The organism is Bacteroides sp. BFG-637 (assembly GCF_024793605.1).
In the GTDB taxonomy this organism is placed as follows: domain Bacteria; phylum Bacteroidota; class Bacteroidia; order Bacteroidales; family Bacteroidaceae; genus Bacteroides; species Bacteroides vicugnae.
Map to the genome: position 1 here is coordinate 6,618,265 of NZ_JANUPD010000002.1, position 18,668 is coordinate 6,636,932.

The following is an 18,668-nucleotide window of genomic DNA, read 5'->3' on the forward strand; positions in this document are numbered from 1 at the left end:
ACAACTATGTTTAATTCATTTGGCAATATCTTTCGACTCACAAGTTTCGGTGAGTCTCATGGAAAAGGAATTGGAGGAGTGATTGACGGATTCCCATCAGGAATTACCATCGACGAAGAATTTGTACAACAAGAACTAAATCGCCGTCGTCCGGGACAATCAATCCTTACCACCCCACGCAAAGAAGCTGATAAAGTAGAGTTTCTTTCAGGTATTTTTGAGGGGAAATCAACCGGGTGTCCTATCGGTTTTATAGTTTGGAATGAAAACCAACACCCCAATGACTACAACAATCTGAAAAATGTATATCGTCCTTCACACGCTGATTACACATACACGGTGAAGTATGGAATCCGTGACCATCGCGGCGGCGGACGTTCCTCTGCACGCGAAACGATTTCGCGCGTTGTAGCCGGTGCATTGGCTAAGCTGGCACTCCGCCAACTGGGAGTCAACATCACTGCCTATACCTCGCAGGTAGGTCCTATCAAGCTTGAGGGTACTTACTCGGACTATAATTTCGACCTGATAGAAACCAACGATGTACGTTGTCCGGACCCTGAAAAAGCAAAAGAAATGGCAGACCTTATCTATAAGGTAAAAGGTGAAGGCGATACCATCGGAGGTACACTGACCTGTGTCATTAAGGGATGCCCCATCGGATTGGGACAACCTGTTTTCGGTAAACTTCATGCTGCCTTGGGTAACGCCATGTTAAGCATCAACGCTGCCAAAGCATTCGAATACGGCGAAGGATTCAAGGGATTGAAAATGAAAGGTTCCGAACAGAACGATGTTTTCTATAACAATAACGGACGGATCGAGACGCACACCAATCACTCCGGAGGTATTCAGGGAGGATTGAGTAATGGTCAGGATATTTATTTCCGTGTAGTGTTCAAACCGATTGCCACGCTGCTGATGGAACAGGAAACTGTCAACATTGATGGCGTCGACACCACTCTGAAAGCACGCGGACGTCATGACGCTTGCGTATTACCTCGTGCCGTACCTATCGTAGAAGCAATGGCCGCCATGACTATACTCGATTATTACTTACTGGATAAAACGACGCAACTCTAATGAACGAGATTCAGAAATACATAGCGGCACACGAACCAAAGATGATGGATGACTTGTTCAGCCTCATCCGCATCCCCAGTATCAGTGCTTTGCCGGAGCACCACGACGATATGCTGGCTTGTGCGGAACGCTGGGCACAGCTGTTATTGGAAGCAGGTGTGGACGAAGCATTGGTAATGCCCTCACAGGGCAATCCGGTTGTTTTCGCTCAAAAGATCGTAGACCCGGATGCAAAGACTGTATTAATCTACGCTCATTACGATGTGATGCCGGCCGAACCATTGGAACTCTGGAAAAGCGAACCGTTTGAACCGGAAATACGTGACGGACATATCTGGGCACGTGGAGCGGATGATGACAAAGGACAATCGTTCATTCAGGTGAAAGCTTTCGAATATCTCGTCAAAAACGGATTACTGAAGAATAATGTGAAGTTCATCTTCGAGGGTGAAGAAGAAATAGGTTCGCCCAGCTTGGAAGCCTTCTGCGAAGAACATAAAGAATTGCTGAAAGCAGACGTTATTCTAGTGTCAGATACGAGTATGCTGGGAGCCGAACTGCCCTCATTGACTACTGGTCTGCGCGGGCTGGCTTATTGGGAAATAGAAGTGACGGGACCGAATCGTGACTTGCATTCCGGACATTTCGGGGGTGCGGTAGCCAATCCGATCAACGTGCTTTGCCAGATTATCAGCAAAGTAACGGATGCCGACGGACGTATCACTGTTCCCGGATTCTACGATGATGTGGAAGAAGTGCCGCAAGCCGAACGGGAAATGATAGCCCATATTCCCTTTGACGAAAAGAAATACAAAGAAGCAATCGGTGTAAAAGAGCTTTTCGGAGAAAAAGGATATAGCACATTGGAACGTAACAGTTGCCGTCCGTCTTTTGACGTATGTGGCATTTGGGGCGGATATACAGGAGAAGGTTCTAAAACCGTACTGCCTTCAAAGGCTTATGCTAAAGTCTCTTGCCGGTTAGTGCCGCATCAGGATCACCATAAGATTTCGCAAATGTTCGCAGATTATATTCTTAGTATCGCTCCTAATACAGTACAGGTGAAAGTGACTCCCATGCACGGAGGACAAGGATATGTGTGCCCGATTTCACTTCCTGCCTATCAGGCAGCAGAGAAAGGTTTCGAAATCGCTTTCGGGAAAAAGCCGTTGGCGGTACGCCGTGGCGGAAGTATCCCCATCATCTCTACTTTCGAACAGGTATTGGGAATCAAAACCGTATTGATGGGATTTGGACTCGAATCGAATGCGATTCATTCTCCAAATGAGAATTGCTCATTGGATATCTTCCGGAAAGGGATAGAGGCAGTCATAGAGTTTCATCAGGAATATGCCAGACGATAAAGCGGATAAATAACAATCAAGTTATAAACGATACATATAAAAGAGTGGTGGACAAGCTTGATTACAAGCATTTGTCCACCACTCTTTTATATATCTATCACACTGACAAATTACATGACCGGAGTCTCGAAAAGGAAGGTAAATGATTGGCTGTCTTTCAAATCCTTCACTGCATCACCTGCATAAATTTCGCCCTTTGTCAGAGACAGTTTCTTAATACCGGCTTTCGGACTAAAATCAATTTTCTTCAAATCCAGCCAAAACAAATTCGGAGTCAGGGTAGATTCGAAATAATATACCTTATTCTTCTGATCGGATACGGAACGCCAACGGGTAGAAGATATATAAGGCTTCTCCGGTGTATTAATACCAAATGGCACGGAAACATTACGCATCACACTCAATACGCTGGGAACTGCAATCTTTGCATCCGCAATCTGCGGAATGGCATGAATGTAAAATGAAGCCCGTACAAAACGGTCGCTTGCCCGGTTGGTTCCCGGCAACATCTGCAAGCCACCGATTTCTTTCCAGTAATCATTAATGGCCAACTGATATTCATATCGAGGAGAATTTGTCATTACCCGGTATTCTTTTCCTTCGTGAATGCTCAATTTCCCATCCAGATATTCCAATACGGCCGTATTGCCTGTTTCATCAGTGATAGCCAGATGCAAGGTAGACTCCGGTCCTCCATTCGGCATACGGGGAGCATCAATGCGGAAAGTCTCCTTTTTCAATTCATCCACCGCTTCGCGTACCGTGGCAAAGTTATCAAGCACATACTGTGTCCAAATGCTGATGCCCATTGCCGGACGGGTATCACCGGGGAGAGAGTAAATGGATTCCGGCAAGAAAAGCAGGCTAGCTACTAATCCTTTCTCGTTCATTCCGTCACAAGTACCTATATCATATCCTGTAGCAATCACACTTCCATATTTGGAAGTCCAGTTCACTGTTTTTTCCTTATTATGTCCCATACGTTGGATGCCACGCGGAAATACATAGATATTCGTCATGATATCTTCTTTCCAGTCCATTGTACGTCCCGTTACCACCATCTGGTCAGGGCCTATATACACTGCACGCGTACATGCTTCTACAGGCTGTATACTCATCAAAGAGACGGTAGCCAACACCAATGCAACTCCTGCTAATTTTTTTCTTCATATTCATTCTATTTAAATAATTGATCTTCTTATTTATAATAAGAACAAATGCACCACAATTATTCCTCAAAAGAAAGATGATTTTAATGAAAAAAAGGCATTTATTCAATGCAGGAAGAAATTTTAGGTTTTCAACGTATAAGGGTTACGCCAGTTTATAAAGTTCATATCCTCCCAATGCCAGTACATAGGGCAGATTAAGAATAACGTCGGCATCCTTCTCCACCTCTTCGGGGTACTTTTGCAACAATTCGTTAAAAGGCATAATGAGAGGGTGTTGCAAGAAAACTTTATCTTTCACCTCGGCACGTCTCCAGCCAGCCACCGTACGCTCGGCATTCCATCGGTATTTCTCCATGCGCACCAACAGATACAAAACTTGAGACGGTAGATTCTCATTGAACATAGATACGGATATACACGCCGGCGAACGGTCGCTCCGCTTAATACCGTAGCCTAACGTGCGACAAAACACACTATAGGCATCCAGTTGATAGCGGTTAGCCCAACGTAACGGCTCGCTCAATTTATTCCACAGATAGTGTGCCTGGTGATTCATCAAGATGAAGTCGGCAGAGTGGCTGCTATAAGATTCATACATCTTCTTCAACACCTCTTTCTGCTTGAGGCTTTCATCCGTATAGCAACAATCGTAGAGGTAATTCACATACAAAGCGAGTTTATCCTGCAAGATGTTTTTCTTCATCCCCCTATCTACCATGCCGAACACCTTGACATAACGATAACGCCCTTGCTCATCATCCACTATCGACGACAAATCGTTATTGAAATCCTGACGGATAAGTACACGACATTGATGCTGATAAACCTCATGCGGTAAATTGAGTCCTAATGAGAGACTCAAATCGGGATCATGCACACAAATAGCCACTGTAAGCATACAGTGTTTATTTTGTGCCCATTGTTGTAGACGGGTGCGCATAGCAGTACTACAAATGTCGTCATGGCAATATTCTACCTCAATATCGTCTATCTGACTCTCTATATAAGGAAATTGAGCTTTGAAGTAGTCTTTCTGTGACTCCATCTCTCGATCTACTAAAGTGATGCGGGTACGTATGCGTTCATCTGCCGGCAGACGGTCATCGTAATTGGCATAATGGCAGATACGTAGTGCTTCAAGCAACAGCGAGCGTCCCATCCGGTTGAATCCCACAATAACCAGATGCACATAGTCTTGACTAGTAGCACTCCAGCTTCCATCAGGTTGTTGCGTTATGCTTATGGGGCGATAGTCTAGCGGATCATAATATCTTTCACTATCGGCAGCATAGAGACTCCATAGTTGCCGGGCCAGATTCTCGTGGAGGTTAAAGGGACGGAAAAAGATATTAGGTTTCCCCTCAATGCAAAACACCTCCGGCGGCAGATTCATTTTCTGTATGTTAGAGTACGAAGGGATGCTGTCGAACTGTACATACACAGGCATCACCTTGCCATCGGGGCATTTGCCACGCAAAGCACTCACCAAATGCACAATCGCTATATTCTTAGCATCGCGTCCGCAACGTTCTTCATCACCCAATACATACACTTCACTCGCGCTCACTATGTTCAACCGCTGAAGTTCTTCGGCCGACTCAATGTTGCCAAAGTAAACAAGCACCTGCCGCTCTATTTCGATGGGCAAGGCAGACTGTATGCGATGGCGCACCGTTGCTGCCTCTATACCGCTCATCAGCAAGATACGTGCCGAAGGACATTCGTTATATAGTTCGCGTATCATATTGATAGATAGTTCATTGAAGCCTATCAATACATAGTGTTGAGTTATGTTGCGGTAAGTCATTCGCCCCGTGTTTACCACATCCACACGCCGCTCTATAATGTTGGAAATGGTAGAGATGAGCACACCGCCCAATAAAATGGATCCCGAAAAGCTAACAATTCCCAGCAATAGCCTGCTGGACCAAGCTGTCTCGTTCATTTGGTTACCAGGATCCACAAAGTTGTTGTACACCACCCAGAGCCTTTCGCCCCATTCCTCATGTCCATAAAATTGGATAGAGAAGAACATCACGATGATAAAGAAGATAGCCAGCACCGTAGCAATAGTAACGAGTAACAGGGTGAGCTGCGACTTGATACCCCCCGAAATGGTGCGATCCATATACTCTTGTGAGAATATCTTCTTGTAGTAGTTTATAAAACGGTTCATGCTTATAACTTATTGATGGCAAAACATACAGGTTCTACCCATATTGTGTACATTTCGAGCTATTTGTCCTGATAATCGTATCATATCATGCACCAATACCATATAATCCGTATCAATGGGTTTTGGTTGACAGTCGTGTTTCATAAATAGAACATTTAGAGTTGTGTACAAATATAGTATTTTTCAACAAACCAGGTAGCTTTTCACTTAACTATTTTCAGCAGTGTACTTTACCTTGTCATCGTATGGCAGCATATAAAATGAAATTCACCAGTGCAAGAAGACATTAATCACAAGATAACAGCTATGGAACGAAATAAAATTCGTATAAAGATCGAGTAAGATATTCTACTTCCATAAAGTAATATCTCCATAACCTTTATTGTATTTAAGATTATTCAATGCATAGATTTAAGATTTTCTATGCAGAAAACTAGAATCTTTTATGCACTCGAGTAGTTGTCACGTTACAACGGGACAATGGTCACTTTATAGAATGACTAATGTCACTTTATAAGGTGATATTAGTCATTCTATAAGGTGACCATCTATCTCTGAAAGGATGAAACCACTAAAGATACAAAATAAATCAGTAAAAAGCAATAGTAAGGTAGGAAATTTGTCTGGACTGCAAACACACTTAATTTGTTTCAATGCAGCATAATAAAGAGGCCGCATTCATATAATGCAGATTAAATCCAACCTGTTAATTGCAGAACCTCCATCTCTCACTCTCTTCGTGATATGACGGTCTTTTTACTCCCAATTATCTTACCCCTTTTATATTAGAAATTTTTCCGGAAAGTACATCCATTTCTCCATTCCGAACATCCGTAAGCAGTTTTTCCTTTAATAATAGTTCCCTTACCACAAAGCGGACATGGCTGACCTACAAACGTATCTACATCACCTGCAGCAGAAGGAGTTGAAGCAGGAGTAGTAACCGGAGCCGGAGAAGGTGCCGAATTAGAACTCACTTCGTTTGCCGCTTTTCCTGTTTTTGGTTTCTTTTCTTTCGGTGCACTCGATTTACGTTCGCGCTTTTTAGTTTCTTTCTTTTCTTTCTCTTCGGCTTTTGCAGCTACTGCATCCTGAATAGTAATGCGTCGGTTTGTGTTATCAGAAAGTACACTCATCACTATTTCCGAAACCATCTGTTTCAGTTCTTCGAGAAACTGGCGGGCATCGTATGTCTTCTTTTCAATTTCGCGCAACTTCTTTTCCCAAATACCAGTCAGTTCTGCCGATTTCAATAATTCTTCGTGAATGAGCTGCACCAACTCCACTCCTGTCGGGGTGGCAATCAGGTTCTTTCTTTCTTTACGAATATAGTTCCGTTTGAATAATGTCTCAATAATGGCAGCACGGGTAGACGGCCGACCGATACCATTCTCTTTCAAGGCATCACGAAGTTCATCATTGTCCACCAGTTTTCCGGCTGTCTCCATTGCACGAAGCAAAGTTGCTTCGGTATAAGGTCTGGGCGGCTGCGTCCATTTTTCATTCAGGTCGGGAATGTGAGGACCACTTTCTCCTTTTACAAAAGCAGGAAGTACATTTTCATCCTCTTCCTCTTTTTCTTCGGTAGGTTCTTTTACATCTTTGGCAAATACAACACGCCATCCCGGTTCCAGGATTTGTTTTCCGGTTACCCGGAATTCTATCTTATCCACTTCGCCCATGACTGTAGTAGTAGAAATCTTACAGTCCGGATAGAATACGGCTATAAAACGACGGGCTATCAAGTCATAGACACGACGTTCCATATCCGTCAGGTTTTGAGCATAGACTCCGGTCGGGATAATGGCGTGGTGATCCGTTACTTTCGAGTTGTCAAATACCTTTTTTGATTTAGGAAGTGTAGTGCCGGCTAACGGAGCTGTCAAGACTTCGTAATCACGAAGTCCTTTCAGGATAGCGGGACATTTCGGATAAATATCATCACTCAAAAAAGTAGTATCGACACGCGGATAGGTAGCTACCTTCTTCTCATAAAGAGACTGGATCAGTTTCAGCGTTTCATCAGCTGAATAAGCGAATTTCTTGTTGCACTCTACCTGAAGAGAAGTCAAGTCGAACAAACGTGGGGCGAACTCTCTCCCGTCTTTCTTGCCAACACTAGTGACTACAAACGGAAGATCCTTTATACGTTCTACCAATGCCTCACCTTCTTCCCGGTTAGCAATAGGGTCGATACCCGGATTATCTATTTTCTTTTTTCCACCGTTCTTTTCTTCTTCCGCAGCTATTTCTTCATCACTTTTGCGGATAAGTGCGGAAAAAGTAGTATCCCGATAGTTGGTTTTCAGTTCCCAGTATTGCTTGGGTTCGAAATTGGCTATTTCCAACTGGCGGTTGACAATCAGTGCCAAGGTCGGTGTCTGCACACGACCAATGGAAAGCACCTGTTTATTTTGACCGTATTTAATGGTATAAAGACGGGTGGCGTTCATTCCCAATAGCCAGTCACCCATCGCACGGGAAAGTCCGGCTTCATAGAGTGATTGAAAATCAGTCTGATCTTTCAGCTTCGCAAACCCTTCCCGGATAGCTTCTTCTGTTAATGAAGAAATCCACAGCCGTTTCACCGGACAGCGTGCACCTGCTTTCTGCATCACCCAACGCTGAATCAATTCTCCTTCTTGCCCGGCATCACCGCAGTTGATAATTTCATCTGCGTTCTGCATCAGTCCCTCGATAATGTGGAATTGTTTTTCGTATGTAGGATTCTCTATCAGCTTGATGCCGAAACGTGGAGGAATCATTGGCAGACTACCTAAATTCCACGATTTCCAGTTAGGCGTGTATTCATGCGGCTCTTTCAGGGTACAAAGATGCCCGAATGTCCAGGTCACCTGGTATCCGTTTCCTTCTATATATCCTTCTTTTCTGGTATGAGCGCCGAGTACTTCGGCTATATCGCGTGCTACTGATGGCTTTTCGGCTATGCAAACTATCATTTTTTTCTCTTCTTGTTTTTACACTAACAGTTTACAAAGTTACACGATTATTTCTCATTGACCGCATGAAGAGAGAAAAAAGTCCATAAAGTCATAGATCGGATAAGTTCCACTGAATGAAATAAACCGCATCTATTCATATATTCATCTACTATGAAATCTTCTATTGAAAGCTGGACAAATGACAAAATTAGGAGAAGAAAAGGAATATAAACAAAAAAAACATCCCACCTTTTAAACCTAAACCGGTCTAAAAGGTGGGAATACAATATGATTCAAAAGAATTTCAGAGATTATTCTTCATCCATTAGAATTTCCAAAATCTGACAAGCAGCTCTCGCTACCGGAGTACCCGGACCGAAGATAGCAGCTACACCTGCCTTATACAAGAAATCGTAATCTTGTGCAGGAATAACACCACCGGCAATCACTACAATGTCCTCACGACCCAGTTTCTTCAGTTCTTCAATAATTTGCGGAACCAATGTCTTATGTCCGGCAGCCAGTGAAGAAACACCTACTACATGAACGTCGTTTTCAACAGCCTCGCGAGCAGCTTCCGCCGGAGTCTGGAACAAGGGTCCCATATCCACGTCGAAACCACAGTCAGCATAACCGGTTGCTACGACTTTAGCACCACGGTCGTGACCGTCCTGTCCCATTTTCGCAATCATGATACGAGGTTGACGTCCCTCTTTCTTCGCAAACTTCTCGGCCAGTTCACAAGCACGTTTGAAGTCGCTATCGTTTTTACTTTCTGATGAATACACGCCTGATATCGTTCTAATTATTGCTTTATAACGTCCTACTATCTGTTCGCAAGCATAAGAAATCTCACCCAATGTTGCGCGAACACGAGCTGCTTCCACAGCCAATTCCAACAAGTTACCCTTGCCAGTCTTTACACATTCGGTAATTGCTGCCAATGCTTTGTCCACTTCAGCTTGGTTACGTCCTTCTTTCAAACGTTTCAGGTTTTCAATCTGTTCAAGACGAACAGCCGTATTATCAATTTCAAGAATATCAATCGGAGCTTCTTTTTCCAAACGATACTTGTTCACACCGACAATTGTCTGCTGACCACTGTCAATACGGGCTTGTGTACGTGCAGCAGCTTCTTCGATACGCATCTTAGGAATACCTGTTTCGATAGCTTTCGCCATACCACCCAATTTTTCAATTTCCTGAATGTGTTCCCAAGCCTTGTGTGCCAGCTCATTAGTCAGAGACTCTACATAATAAGATCCACCCCATGGGTCAACGTTCTTGCAAACATAAGTTTCTTCCTGGATATAAATTTGAGTATTACGGGCAATACGTGCAGAGAAATCTGTCGGAAGAGCGATAGCCTCATCCAATGCATTGGTATGCAGAGATTGAGTATGCCCCAGAGCTGCAGCCATAGCCTCAATACAAGTACGCCCTACGTTATTGAACGGATCCTGTTCTGTCAACGACCAACCGGATGTCTGTGAGTGAGTACGCAATGCCAGTGATTTCGGGTTCTTCGGATTAAATTGCTTCACAATCTTCGCCCACAACATACGTGCAGCACGCATCTTGGCTATTTCCATAAAGTGATTGGTTCCGATCGCCCAGAAGAAAGACAGACGCGGTGCAAATGCATCAATGTCAATGCCTGCTGCCGTTCCGGCACGAAGATATTCCAAACCATCGGCCAATGTATAAGCTAACTCGATATCCGCAGTTGCACCTGCTTCCTGCATGTGATAACCGGAGATAGAGATAGAGTTGAACTTAGGCATCTTCTGCGAAGTGTATTCGAAAATATCAGAAATAATCTTCATAGAGAATGCAGGCGGATAAATATAAGTATTACGCACCATGAATTCTTTCAGAATATCATTTTGGATAGTACCGGCCATTTCTTCAAGTTTAGCACCTTGCTCCAAACCGGCATTGATATAGAATGCCATAATCGGAAGCACAGCTCCATTCATTGTCATAGACACAGACATTTTGTTCAATGGGATACCATCGAACAGCACTTTCATATTTTCCAATGAACAGATAGATACACCGGCTTTACCTACGTCGCCTACTACACGTTCGTGATCGGGGTCATATCCACGGTGAGTAGCCAAGTCGAATGCTACTGACAAACCTTTCTGACCGGAAGCCAAATTACGGCGATAGAATGCATTTGATTCTTCGGCAGTGGAGAATCCGGCATACTGGCGGATAGTCCAAGGGCGAAGAGTGTACATTACTGAATACGGACCGCGCAAATAAGGAGGGAGTCCGGCAGCATAGCCAAGATGTTCCATTCCTTCAAGGTCTTCTTTTGTATAAACAGGCTTCACTTCAATGTGTTCCGGTGTTTTCCAGTCAGCGGAGATACCGTTAGCCTTTTGCCATTCAGCACCATTCGTCGGCTGAAATGCGGCATATATATCGATGTTTTTAAAATCTTTTCTCATCTTACTTCAATAGTTTAGCGTTAAACTCTTTCAAGGTATCCAATACATTGACACGGACATGGATGAAATTTTCGATACCTGCGGCTTTCAAGTCGTCCATACAAGCCGGAGCACCGGCAACGATAAACATAGCACGACCATTCAGTGCTTTGAAAGCTGGAATTGCATATTCAGCATATTCATCATCACTGGAACAGATAACAACAATATCAGCTTTTGCAGCCATGGCCGCCTCTACTCCTGCTTCTACAGTTTCAAATCCCAGATTATCGACTACTTCATAACCGGCACAAGCCAAGAAGTTACAAGAATATTGAGCACGTGCCTGACGCATTGCCAGATTACCAATAGTCAACATAAACGCTTTCGGACGTTTACCCGACGCTTCTGTTTCAAGACGCAACGCTTCAAACTCACTAGCAGCACGATCGAACACTAATGTGGATACATCTTTCTCACAAGTATGAGAGTCACCTCCGCAGCAGCACTTACCTTCAACAGGTTGCTTATCACCAGCCTTTTCATTGAAATTCGGGAATTGATTTGTACCCAACAACACTTCACGACGCTGTGCAACTGCCTTGTGGCGAGCCTTGTTGCTTTCATTCACAGCAGCCTGAACAGTTCCTGCTTTCAATGCCGCATAGAAGCCACCTGCTTCTTCTACAGTAAGGAAGAGTTCCCAAGCCTGTTTTGCAATAGACACAGTCAGATTCTCGATATAATAAGAACCGGCAGCAGGGTCGATCACTTTATCAAAATGAGATTCTTCTTTCAACAACAGTTGTTGGTTACGAGCCAAACGTTCCGAGAACTCGTCCGGAGTCTCATAAGTCTTATCAAACGGAGTTACCGTCATTGAGTCTACGCCTCCTAATGCAGCACTCATTGCTTCTGTTTGTGTACGAAGCAGATTCACATGTGCATCAAACAAAGTAAGATTGAAAGTAGAGGTTTCGGCATGAACCGCCATTTTTGCTGCGCAACGACATTCTCCGTTAGGACCTTTATTCTCGCAATCACGCACACATTCGGGATTGTAAGAAGCTACAATATTTGCCCAAAGTAAACGTGCCGCACGGAATTTTGCTATTTCAAGGAAGTAATTGGAACTGATACCAAAATTAAACTTGATTTTCTTGGCTACTATAGCAGCAGGAATACCGGCATCAGTCAATTGACTCATATATTCATTTCCCCAAGCCAGAGCATAACCCAATTCCTGAGAAATATAAGCACCTGCATTATTCAATGATAAAGCATTTACATTCAGCACACGATAGAAAGGAAGAGGCTGAATAGCTTCAATCAAGGATTTGGCTGTTTGCACCATATCACCTTTCTCCTTGCCACGAGTCAGCATCTTGTTGAAGAAATCATAGTTGATAGAACCTTTCAGTTTCTTCACATCATAATCTTTCTTCCGGAAATAAGCTACCAGCAGATTAGCCAACTCAACCACATGCCCCTGACAGGTTGAGAAATTCAGTTCAACACACTCTGCCTGAATATCACTTAACAGTGTTTCAATATATTCCGCATTGAGTTCTTTTGCTTTCACATGAAAAGAAAGTGAGTCAACACCCTTATTTAAGATATCCAGTGCTTTCGCATTGGCGTCTTTCGGACATTCCACTCTAATTTCCTGGCGAACCAACCACGCATTGTTATCTTTTTTAGTTCCTCTTAAATAAGGGAACTCCCCAGGAAGCGCATCAGTAGTTTTTAAATCCTCCAGATCTTCCATCCGGTAAAAAGGTTTCACCTTAAACCCTTCGTTTGTTTTCCAAACGAGCTTCTTCTCAAAATCAGCACCTTTCAAATCGGCTGTAACCTTCTCCATCCATTGTTCGGTAGAGACAGGAGAAAAGTCTGAGAAGAGTTTTTCTTTTTTGTCTGCCATAGTTTATTTAAAATTAAAACAAGATTAATATTGTCTTTATTTTTATCTATCTCTTTCTAAACATCCGTCGTTCGACTTGCAAATATAACCAATAAGTTAAAACGAATCTCTTTTTTAGGGAAAATTCGCACAGGGCGTCCCGATTCGTCGAATGTATACAATCTGCATAGAAATTCTTCATTTTTAGTTCTTCATTTATTTGATTTGCTCCGATGTTATGAGTAATTTTGCACCCGTTTTTAGAAAAACATTATAAAAACTGCTATATTATGGATTGGTTACAAAGTTTATTGTGGGACCCCAGCTCCGTAGCTCACATCGTGCTCCTCTACGCATTTGTAGTGGCTGCCGGCGTGTATCTTGGTAAAATAAAGATATTCGGAGTATCTTTGGGCGTCACATTTGTTTTGTTTGCCGGCATCCTAATGGGACATTTCGGCTTCACGGCCGATACACACATCCTACATTTCATCCGTGAGTTCGGATTGATCTTGTTCGTATTCTGTATCGGTCTTCAGGTGGGGCCATCTTTCTTTTCCTCTTTCAAAAAAGGAGGAATGACATTGAACCTGTTGGCTGTAGGCATCGTAGTGTTAAATATTGCTGTTGCACTGGGACTCTATTACCTCTGGAACGGCCGGGTAGAACTGCCGATGATGGTAGGTATCCTCTATGGAGCTGTCACAAACACTCCGGGACTTGGTGCTGCCAATGAAGCCTTGAACCAGCTAAATTATACTGGTCCACAGATTGCATTGGGATATGCTTGTGCCTATCCGCTTGGTGTGGTAGGTATCATCGGCTCTATCATCGCTATCCGTTACATCTTCCGTGTCAACATGACCAAAGAGGAAGAGAACTTAAAGACTCAAAGCGGTGATGCACACCACAAACCTCACATGATGAGCCTGGAAGTTCGGAACGAATCAATCAGTGGAAAAACCCTGATTGAAATCAAGCAGTTCTTGGGTCGTAACTTCGTTTGCTCTCGAATCCGCCATGATGGTCATGTAAGTATTCCCGACCATGAAACAGTGTTTAATGTAGGCGACCAGTTATTTATCGTCTGCTCGGAAGAAGATGCTCCGGCAATTGTTGTATTTATCGGAAAAGAAGTGGAACTCGACTGGGAGAAACAAGATCTTCCAATGGTTTCCCGCCGTATTCTGGTCACTAAACCGGAAATCAATGGTAAAACATTAGGTTCTATGCACTTCCGTAGCATGTATGGGGTGAATATTACCCGTATCAACCGTTCCGGTATGGATTTATTTGCCGATCCGAACCTGATACTTCAAGTAGGTGACCGCGTAATGGTAGTAGGACAGCAAGATGCAGTAGAACGCGTAGCCGGTGTACTGGGTAATCAATTGAAACGCTTGGATACACCGAACATTGTCACAATTTTCGTTGGTATCTTCTTAGGTATCCTTCTGGGTAGTCTTCCGATTGCATTTCCGGGCATGCCGACTCCTTTAAAATTAGGCTTGGCAGGCGGGCCGCTGGTAGTGGCTATTCTTATCGGACGTTTTGGTCATAAGCTACATTTAGTAACCTATACAACCATGAGTGCCAACCTGATGCTTCGCGAAATCGGTATTGTACTCTTCCTTGCCAGTGTAGGTATAGATGCCGGCGCCAATTTCGTGCAAACGGTAGTTGAAGGTGACGGTCTGCTTTATGTAGGCTGTGGTTTCCTGATCACCGTCATCCCGCTACTTATTATCGGTGCTATCGCAAGATTATATTATAAGGTAAACTACTTCACCCTAATGGGATTGATAGCCGGTAGCAATACCGATCCCCCCGCATTGGCTTACGCCAACCAAACAACCTCCGGAGATGCTCCGGCAGTGGGTTATTCTACAGTTTATCCGTTATCGATGTTCCTCCGTATTCTGACAGGACAGATGATATTATTAACAATGATGTAAATCAAATTTAGCACATAAAGAATAAAGCCGGCTATATCCTAATGAAATATGCCGGCTTTATTTATTTTTTCAATCTACTTTTCTATCACCCTATCATACAAGCTGCAATTTCTTTACCACAAATTCTTCAATGAACCGCACTGTCTCTTCAATTCCCAAAGAAGAAGAATCGATACACAAATGATAAGTAGCTGCTGCTCCCCACGTTTTATAGCTATAATAATTATAGTATTCCGAACGTCTCTTATCCGCCTTTTCCATCATTTCTTCTGCAGCTTCCGCATCAATATGATGCATACTACACAACCGTGCTATGCGATCTTCTTTAGAGGCTGAAATAAAAACATTCGCACAACGAGGATGTTCCCGCAGAATATAATCTGCGCAACGTCCTACAAAGACACAAGATCTTTCTGCTGCCAGATGACGGATCACATCACTCTGTACTTTGAACAAGGCATCATTGCTCAAGCAGTTGTTACATGGCATAGCTCCCTCACTGATAAAAGGAAAACGCATACCGAACAGTCCGCCAATAATACCTTGCGAAGCTTTTTCATCAGCCTTTTCAAAAAACTCCTTACACAATCCGCTTTCCTCTGAAGCCAGATTGATCAGTTCCTTGTCGTAGAAGTTGATCCCCAAACGGGCAGCCAACTTCTCTCCTATTTCTTTTCCACCGCTACCTAACTGACGGCCGATATTGATAACGTAATTACCGCTCATAGTACATTTTGTTTTATGGTTCTGTAGCAAACATACGACTTTTTTCTAAAAATCACATCATCAAACGAAAGTTATATTTAAAAGTGACTATGAAATATCCTTTTATTTCTTGGTTACGGAACTCATAAAAACCATCAGAAGTAGTCGTACGCCCGAAACTCTTCCTCTTTCCGAGAATATCCGCCCAATAGGCAGATAATTCCGCTTCTTTCTTTTTCAAGAACCGCCAGCTAGCACTTGCATTCCACAACATTTGGTCATCTTCGCCCTTACGGATATTCGTACCATTACGGAAAGAATAAGCCCCGTCAGTCCGTAATTGCAAACCAAAAGGAAGGTCAACGTATCCCTCAAGACGGAAACTATAATTACGTGTATAGGTATCGTTATCATTGATAGAATTAAGCGAATACTGATAATTCCAGGAAGTAGAGAAATCAATGCCTCCCCACGTGGGCTGATAAGATACATTCGCGTCACACCCCAATCCGGTATCACGTGTCGTACTTTTCTTCGTTTCGAGGCTCTTGTCTTCATTAATCATACTGACACGATTGCTATGATTACCGTTCATATCCAACCGCAAGGAAAAATGTCCCAGACGCTTCCACCAGTTGGCACTTCCATATACATTCCAGTTTCCGTTAATATTAATAGGAGATGTCTCACGTCCACCGGTTTGTGCATCATATAGCACTACCTGCGTCACGCTATTCTGTTCCATTTGCCCGCCGATATTCGCAGATATACCTTTTTTTGAGTGTTGAAAGCCCACACGGACACTATGAGAAAACATCTGTTTCAAATCCGGATTTCCCCGGGTGATATACAACGGATTACTGTTATCCGTCAGCGACATTAAATCAGATAAAGAGGGTTGCCGGGTTCTACCGCTATAATTGAAAGTGATCCGCGCCTCTTTCTTTTTCCAATTCACCCATATCATAGGCTGGAAGTCGATAGTATGCATGGTAGTGTCCGCATAGAGCTTTCCCATTTTCCGTTCAATGGCACGTTTTTGCGGGGTCATTCCCAATGAGGCATTAAACATCCAGGTATCATCGGAGTAATTGAGCCCTACATCCAAGTTATGTCCATTCGTACGACTATGACTCCGATTGCTCAAACTATCCACATATCCTGCTTCCATAGTCGGGAGGCAGCTCACCAAAAACTTCCGACTTCGTCAGAGAAGATAATTCATACGTATCACGATTATCACGCTCATAGTTAGTATCCCAGTTATATGCTACCCGGAAATGCATCTTCTTACCAATAGGCTGGGCAAAGGTAATCCCGACTCTCCATGAATTATTTTTTTGAGGCGACTTCAAATACTGGTTACGATAAAGCACCGAATCATTTCCCAATTTATCTTTGAGACGGAAATAAGTAGTTTTGGAAAGCGAAAAGCTTTCATTATCTCCCCACGAATCCGAGTTCAGGATATTCAATGCCAGCGTTGTACCTTTTTCATTCAGACGCCTCATAATACCCATCATCCAGCTATAACGGTTCGACTGATTCTCCGAACGCGACCGGTTCTCACTACGATTCACTTTTATATTCCGAGGAATAGATTCAAAGTCATCAAACAAGCTCTCATGACTTATGCCGGGAGGAGCATCAAAGGATGCATTCTGGCTACTGTTTTCATTCCTGTTGGGAGAGATTCCTACATTACCGGTGAAATGTATGCGTGTACGCTTATCCACTTCCCAACTTCCCATGAAGTTAGAACTAATCGACCGCCCCTTAGAGTTACTTTCGTTAGTAGACGCAGAGTATTGATTACCTGCCGGCAAATACTGTTCCTGATAAATGGAAGAAAGATTTCCGTTCCGGTTCAAATTATAGTTCACACTTCCGGTCAGGGAGAATTTCTTACCGAATTTATGAGTCATATTCATTCCTACCGAATTGTTGATATTATCCTTGTAAGTACTATTCTGGTATCTGTTGGTAGACTGCGCGATGAAAGAAAGATTATCTCCGTCTTTACTAAAATAATTCACTTGTCCCTCCAAATCCTTTTTCTGGTTATTCCCGTATCCTACCGTTGCATTTGTCAGCCAGGTTTTGTTCAATTCATCCTTAGTCTGCAAGTCGAGTACATATTTCTTTTCTCCTGAACTAATTCCGGTGAACTCCTCTTCTTTCGATTTCTTATCATATACTTTCAACTTACTAATCAGGTCCGCCGGAAGATTTTCGAGTGCCGTCTTTTTATCTCCGGCGAAAAAAGCTTCGCCATTTACATTGATTTCACTGATGGGCTGTCCGTTGTATATCAACGAATTATCTTTCTTATTATATACCAATCCGGGAACACGCTTCACCAAATCTTCCAGATAAGCTCCTTCACGAGTCTTAAAAGCGGCAGCATTGATAACCGTAGTATCTCCCTCCATCACTACTTCCTGCAATTTTCCCGTTATCGTCACTTCACTAATCTGAATATCATCATCTTTCAATACCACTGTACCGATATTCACCGATATAGAGTCTTCCAGTGCCCGGTATACAGATTGCATTCCCATAAAAGAGACTTTCAACAGGTATTTCTTTTTCTTCTGCGGTTGATAATTAAGAACGAAACGCCCATTCTTATCACTTGTTATCCCCTTGATAAAGGCAGAATCGCTCTTCGCCAAAATAACAATGCTGGCAGATGGCAATGCCCGCTTCTCATTACTGCCGGCTTCCACAGTCTGCACTCTTCCTCGCACAGTTCTCACTTGTTGAGCATACATTATTGTATGCATGCAAAAGATTAATAAAAAGCCCCCGCATAGTCTGCTAATTTTCATATCAATAGTAGTCAAGTCTAATATTTAATTCTGTCGAAATTATGACACAAAATTAAGGAGTTTTCTTGAAAGCATACTACTTTATCCATTTTATTAAAA

The 18,668-nt window shown here is 43.1% G+C and carries 9 protein-coding genes and 1 pseudogene; 3 read left to right on the forward strand and 7 right to left on the reverse strand.

The genetic code is table 11. The features are described 5' to 3' along the window. Window positions 1-6 precede the first annotated feature (6 nt). Window positions 7-1,083: a chorismate synthase gene (aroC, locus tag NXX38_RS26160; protein ID WP_004306728.1), complete on the forward strand. Its 1,077-nt coding sequence runs from the start codon at window positions 7-9 to the stop codon at window positions 1,081-1,083. Then, the gene (locus NXX38_RS26165; RefSeq protein ID WP_258981727.1) at window positions 1,083-2,447 is read left to right on the forward strand and encodes a dipeptidase; all 1,365 of its coding nucleotides are present in this window, start codon (window positions 1,083-1,085) and stop codon (window positions 2,445-2,447) included. Before aroC ends, NXX38_RS26165 begins: the two co-directional genes overlap by 1 nt. Window positions 2,448-2,557: 110 nt before the next feature. On the opposite strand, the gene NXX38_RS26170 is transcribed toward NXX38_RS26165, so the two are convergent. The 5 genes from NXX38_RS26170 to mutA form a co-directional block, all read right to left on the reverse strand. Next, window positions 2,558-3,565, reverse strand: a complete 1,008-nt coding sequence (locus NXX38_RS26170) for a linear amide C-N hydrolase (RefSeq protein ID WP_258981729.1) — start codon at window positions 3,563-3,565, stop codon at window positions 2,558-2,560. 196 nt (window positions 3,566-3,761) lie between these two features. Further along, window positions 3,762-5,795: a hypothetical protein gene (locus tag NXX38_RS26175; protein WP_258981731.1), complete on the reverse strand. Its 2,034-nt coding sequence runs from the start codon at window positions 5,793-5,795 to the stop codon at window positions 3,762-3,764. 785 nt (window positions 5,796-6,580) lie between these two features. Continuing rightward, complete coding sequence (locus tag NXX38_RS26180) at window positions 6,581-8,755, reverse strand: DNA topoisomerase 3 (RefSeq protein ID WP_148365148.1); 2,175 nt, start codon at window positions 8,753-8,755, stop codon at window positions 6,581-6,583. A gap of 293 nt (window positions 8,756-9,048) precedes the next feature. Next, window positions 9,049-11,196, reverse strand: a complete 2,148-nt coding sequence (scpA, locus tag NXX38_RS26185) for a methylmalonyl-CoA mutase (RefSeq protein ID WP_148365149.1) — start codon at window positions 11,194-11,196, stop codon at window positions 9,049-9,051. Window position 11,197: 1 nt separating this feature from the next. Beyond that, window positions 11,198-13,099, reverse strand: a complete 1,902-nt coding sequence (gene mutA / locus NXX38_RS26190) for a methylmalonyl-CoA mutase small subunit (protein ID WP_195649102.1) — start codon at window positions 13,097-13,099, stop codon at window positions 11,198-11,200. A 269-nt stretch (window positions 13,100-13,368) separates the two neighbouring features. Here mutA and NXX38_RS26195 point away from each other — a divergent pair, with 269 nt between their 5' ends. Then, complete coding sequence (locus NXX38_RS26195; RefSeq protein WP_148365151.1) at window positions 13,369-15,033, forward strand: putative transporter; 1,665 nt, start codon at window positions 13,369-13,371, stop codon at window positions 15,031-15,033. Between the two features lie 93 nt (window positions 15,034-15,126). Here the strand turns inward: NXX38_RS26195 and NXX38_RS26200 are convergent, their stop codons facing one another. Both NXX38_RS26200 and NXX38_RS26205 read right to left on the reverse strand, forming a co-directional pair. Beyond that, window positions 15,127-15,759, reverse strand: coding sequence for an AAA family ATPase (locus NXX38_RS26200; protein WP_138274543.1), 633 nt, complete (start codon window positions 15,757-15,759; stop codon window positions 15,127-15,129). 52 nt (window positions 15,760-15,811) lie between these two features. Further along, a pseudogene (locus tag NXX38_RS26205) lies at window positions 15,812-18,569 on the reverse strand (outer membrane beta-barrel protein). Window positions 18,570-18,668 lie beyond the last annotated feature (99 nt).

Excerpts from the sequence above, each read along its gene's own strand:
- aroC (WP_004306728.1), top strand. The coding sequence starts at position 7 with ATGTTTAATTCATTTGGCAATATCTTTCGACTCACAAGTTTCGGTGAG.
- NXX38_RS26165 (WP_258981727.1), top strand. The coding sequence starts at position 1,083 with ATGAACGAGATTCAGAAATACATAGCGGCACACGAACCAAAGATGATG.
- NXX38_RS26170 (WP_258981729.1), bottom strand. The coding sequence starts at position 3,565 with ATGAGTATACAGCCTGTAGAAGCATGTACGCGTGCAGTGTATATAGGC.
- NXX38_RS26175 (WP_258981731.1), bottom strand. The coding sequence starts at position 5,795 with ATGAACCGTTTTATAAACTACTACAAGAAGATATTCTCACAAGAGTAT.
- NXX38_RS26180 (WP_148365148.1), bottom strand. The coding sequence starts at position 8,755 with ATGATAGTTTGCATAGCCGAAAAGCCATCAGTAGCACGCGATATAGCC.
- scpA (WP_148365149.1), bottom strand. The coding sequence starts at position 11,196 with ATGAGAAAAGATTTTAAAAACATCGATATATATGCCGCATTTCAGCCG.
- mutA (WP_195649102.1), bottom strand. The coding sequence starts at position 13,099 with ATGGCAGACAAAAAAGAAAAACTCTTCTCAGACTTTTCTCCTGTCTCT.
- NXX38_RS26195 (WP_148365151.1), top strand. The coding sequence starts at position 13,369 with ATGGATTGGTTACAAAGTTTATTGTGGGACCCCAGCTCCGTAGCTCAC.
- NXX38_RS26200 (WP_138274543.1), bottom strand. The coding sequence starts at position 15,759 with ATGAGCGGTAATTACGTTATCAATATCGGCCGTCAGTTAGGTAGCGGT.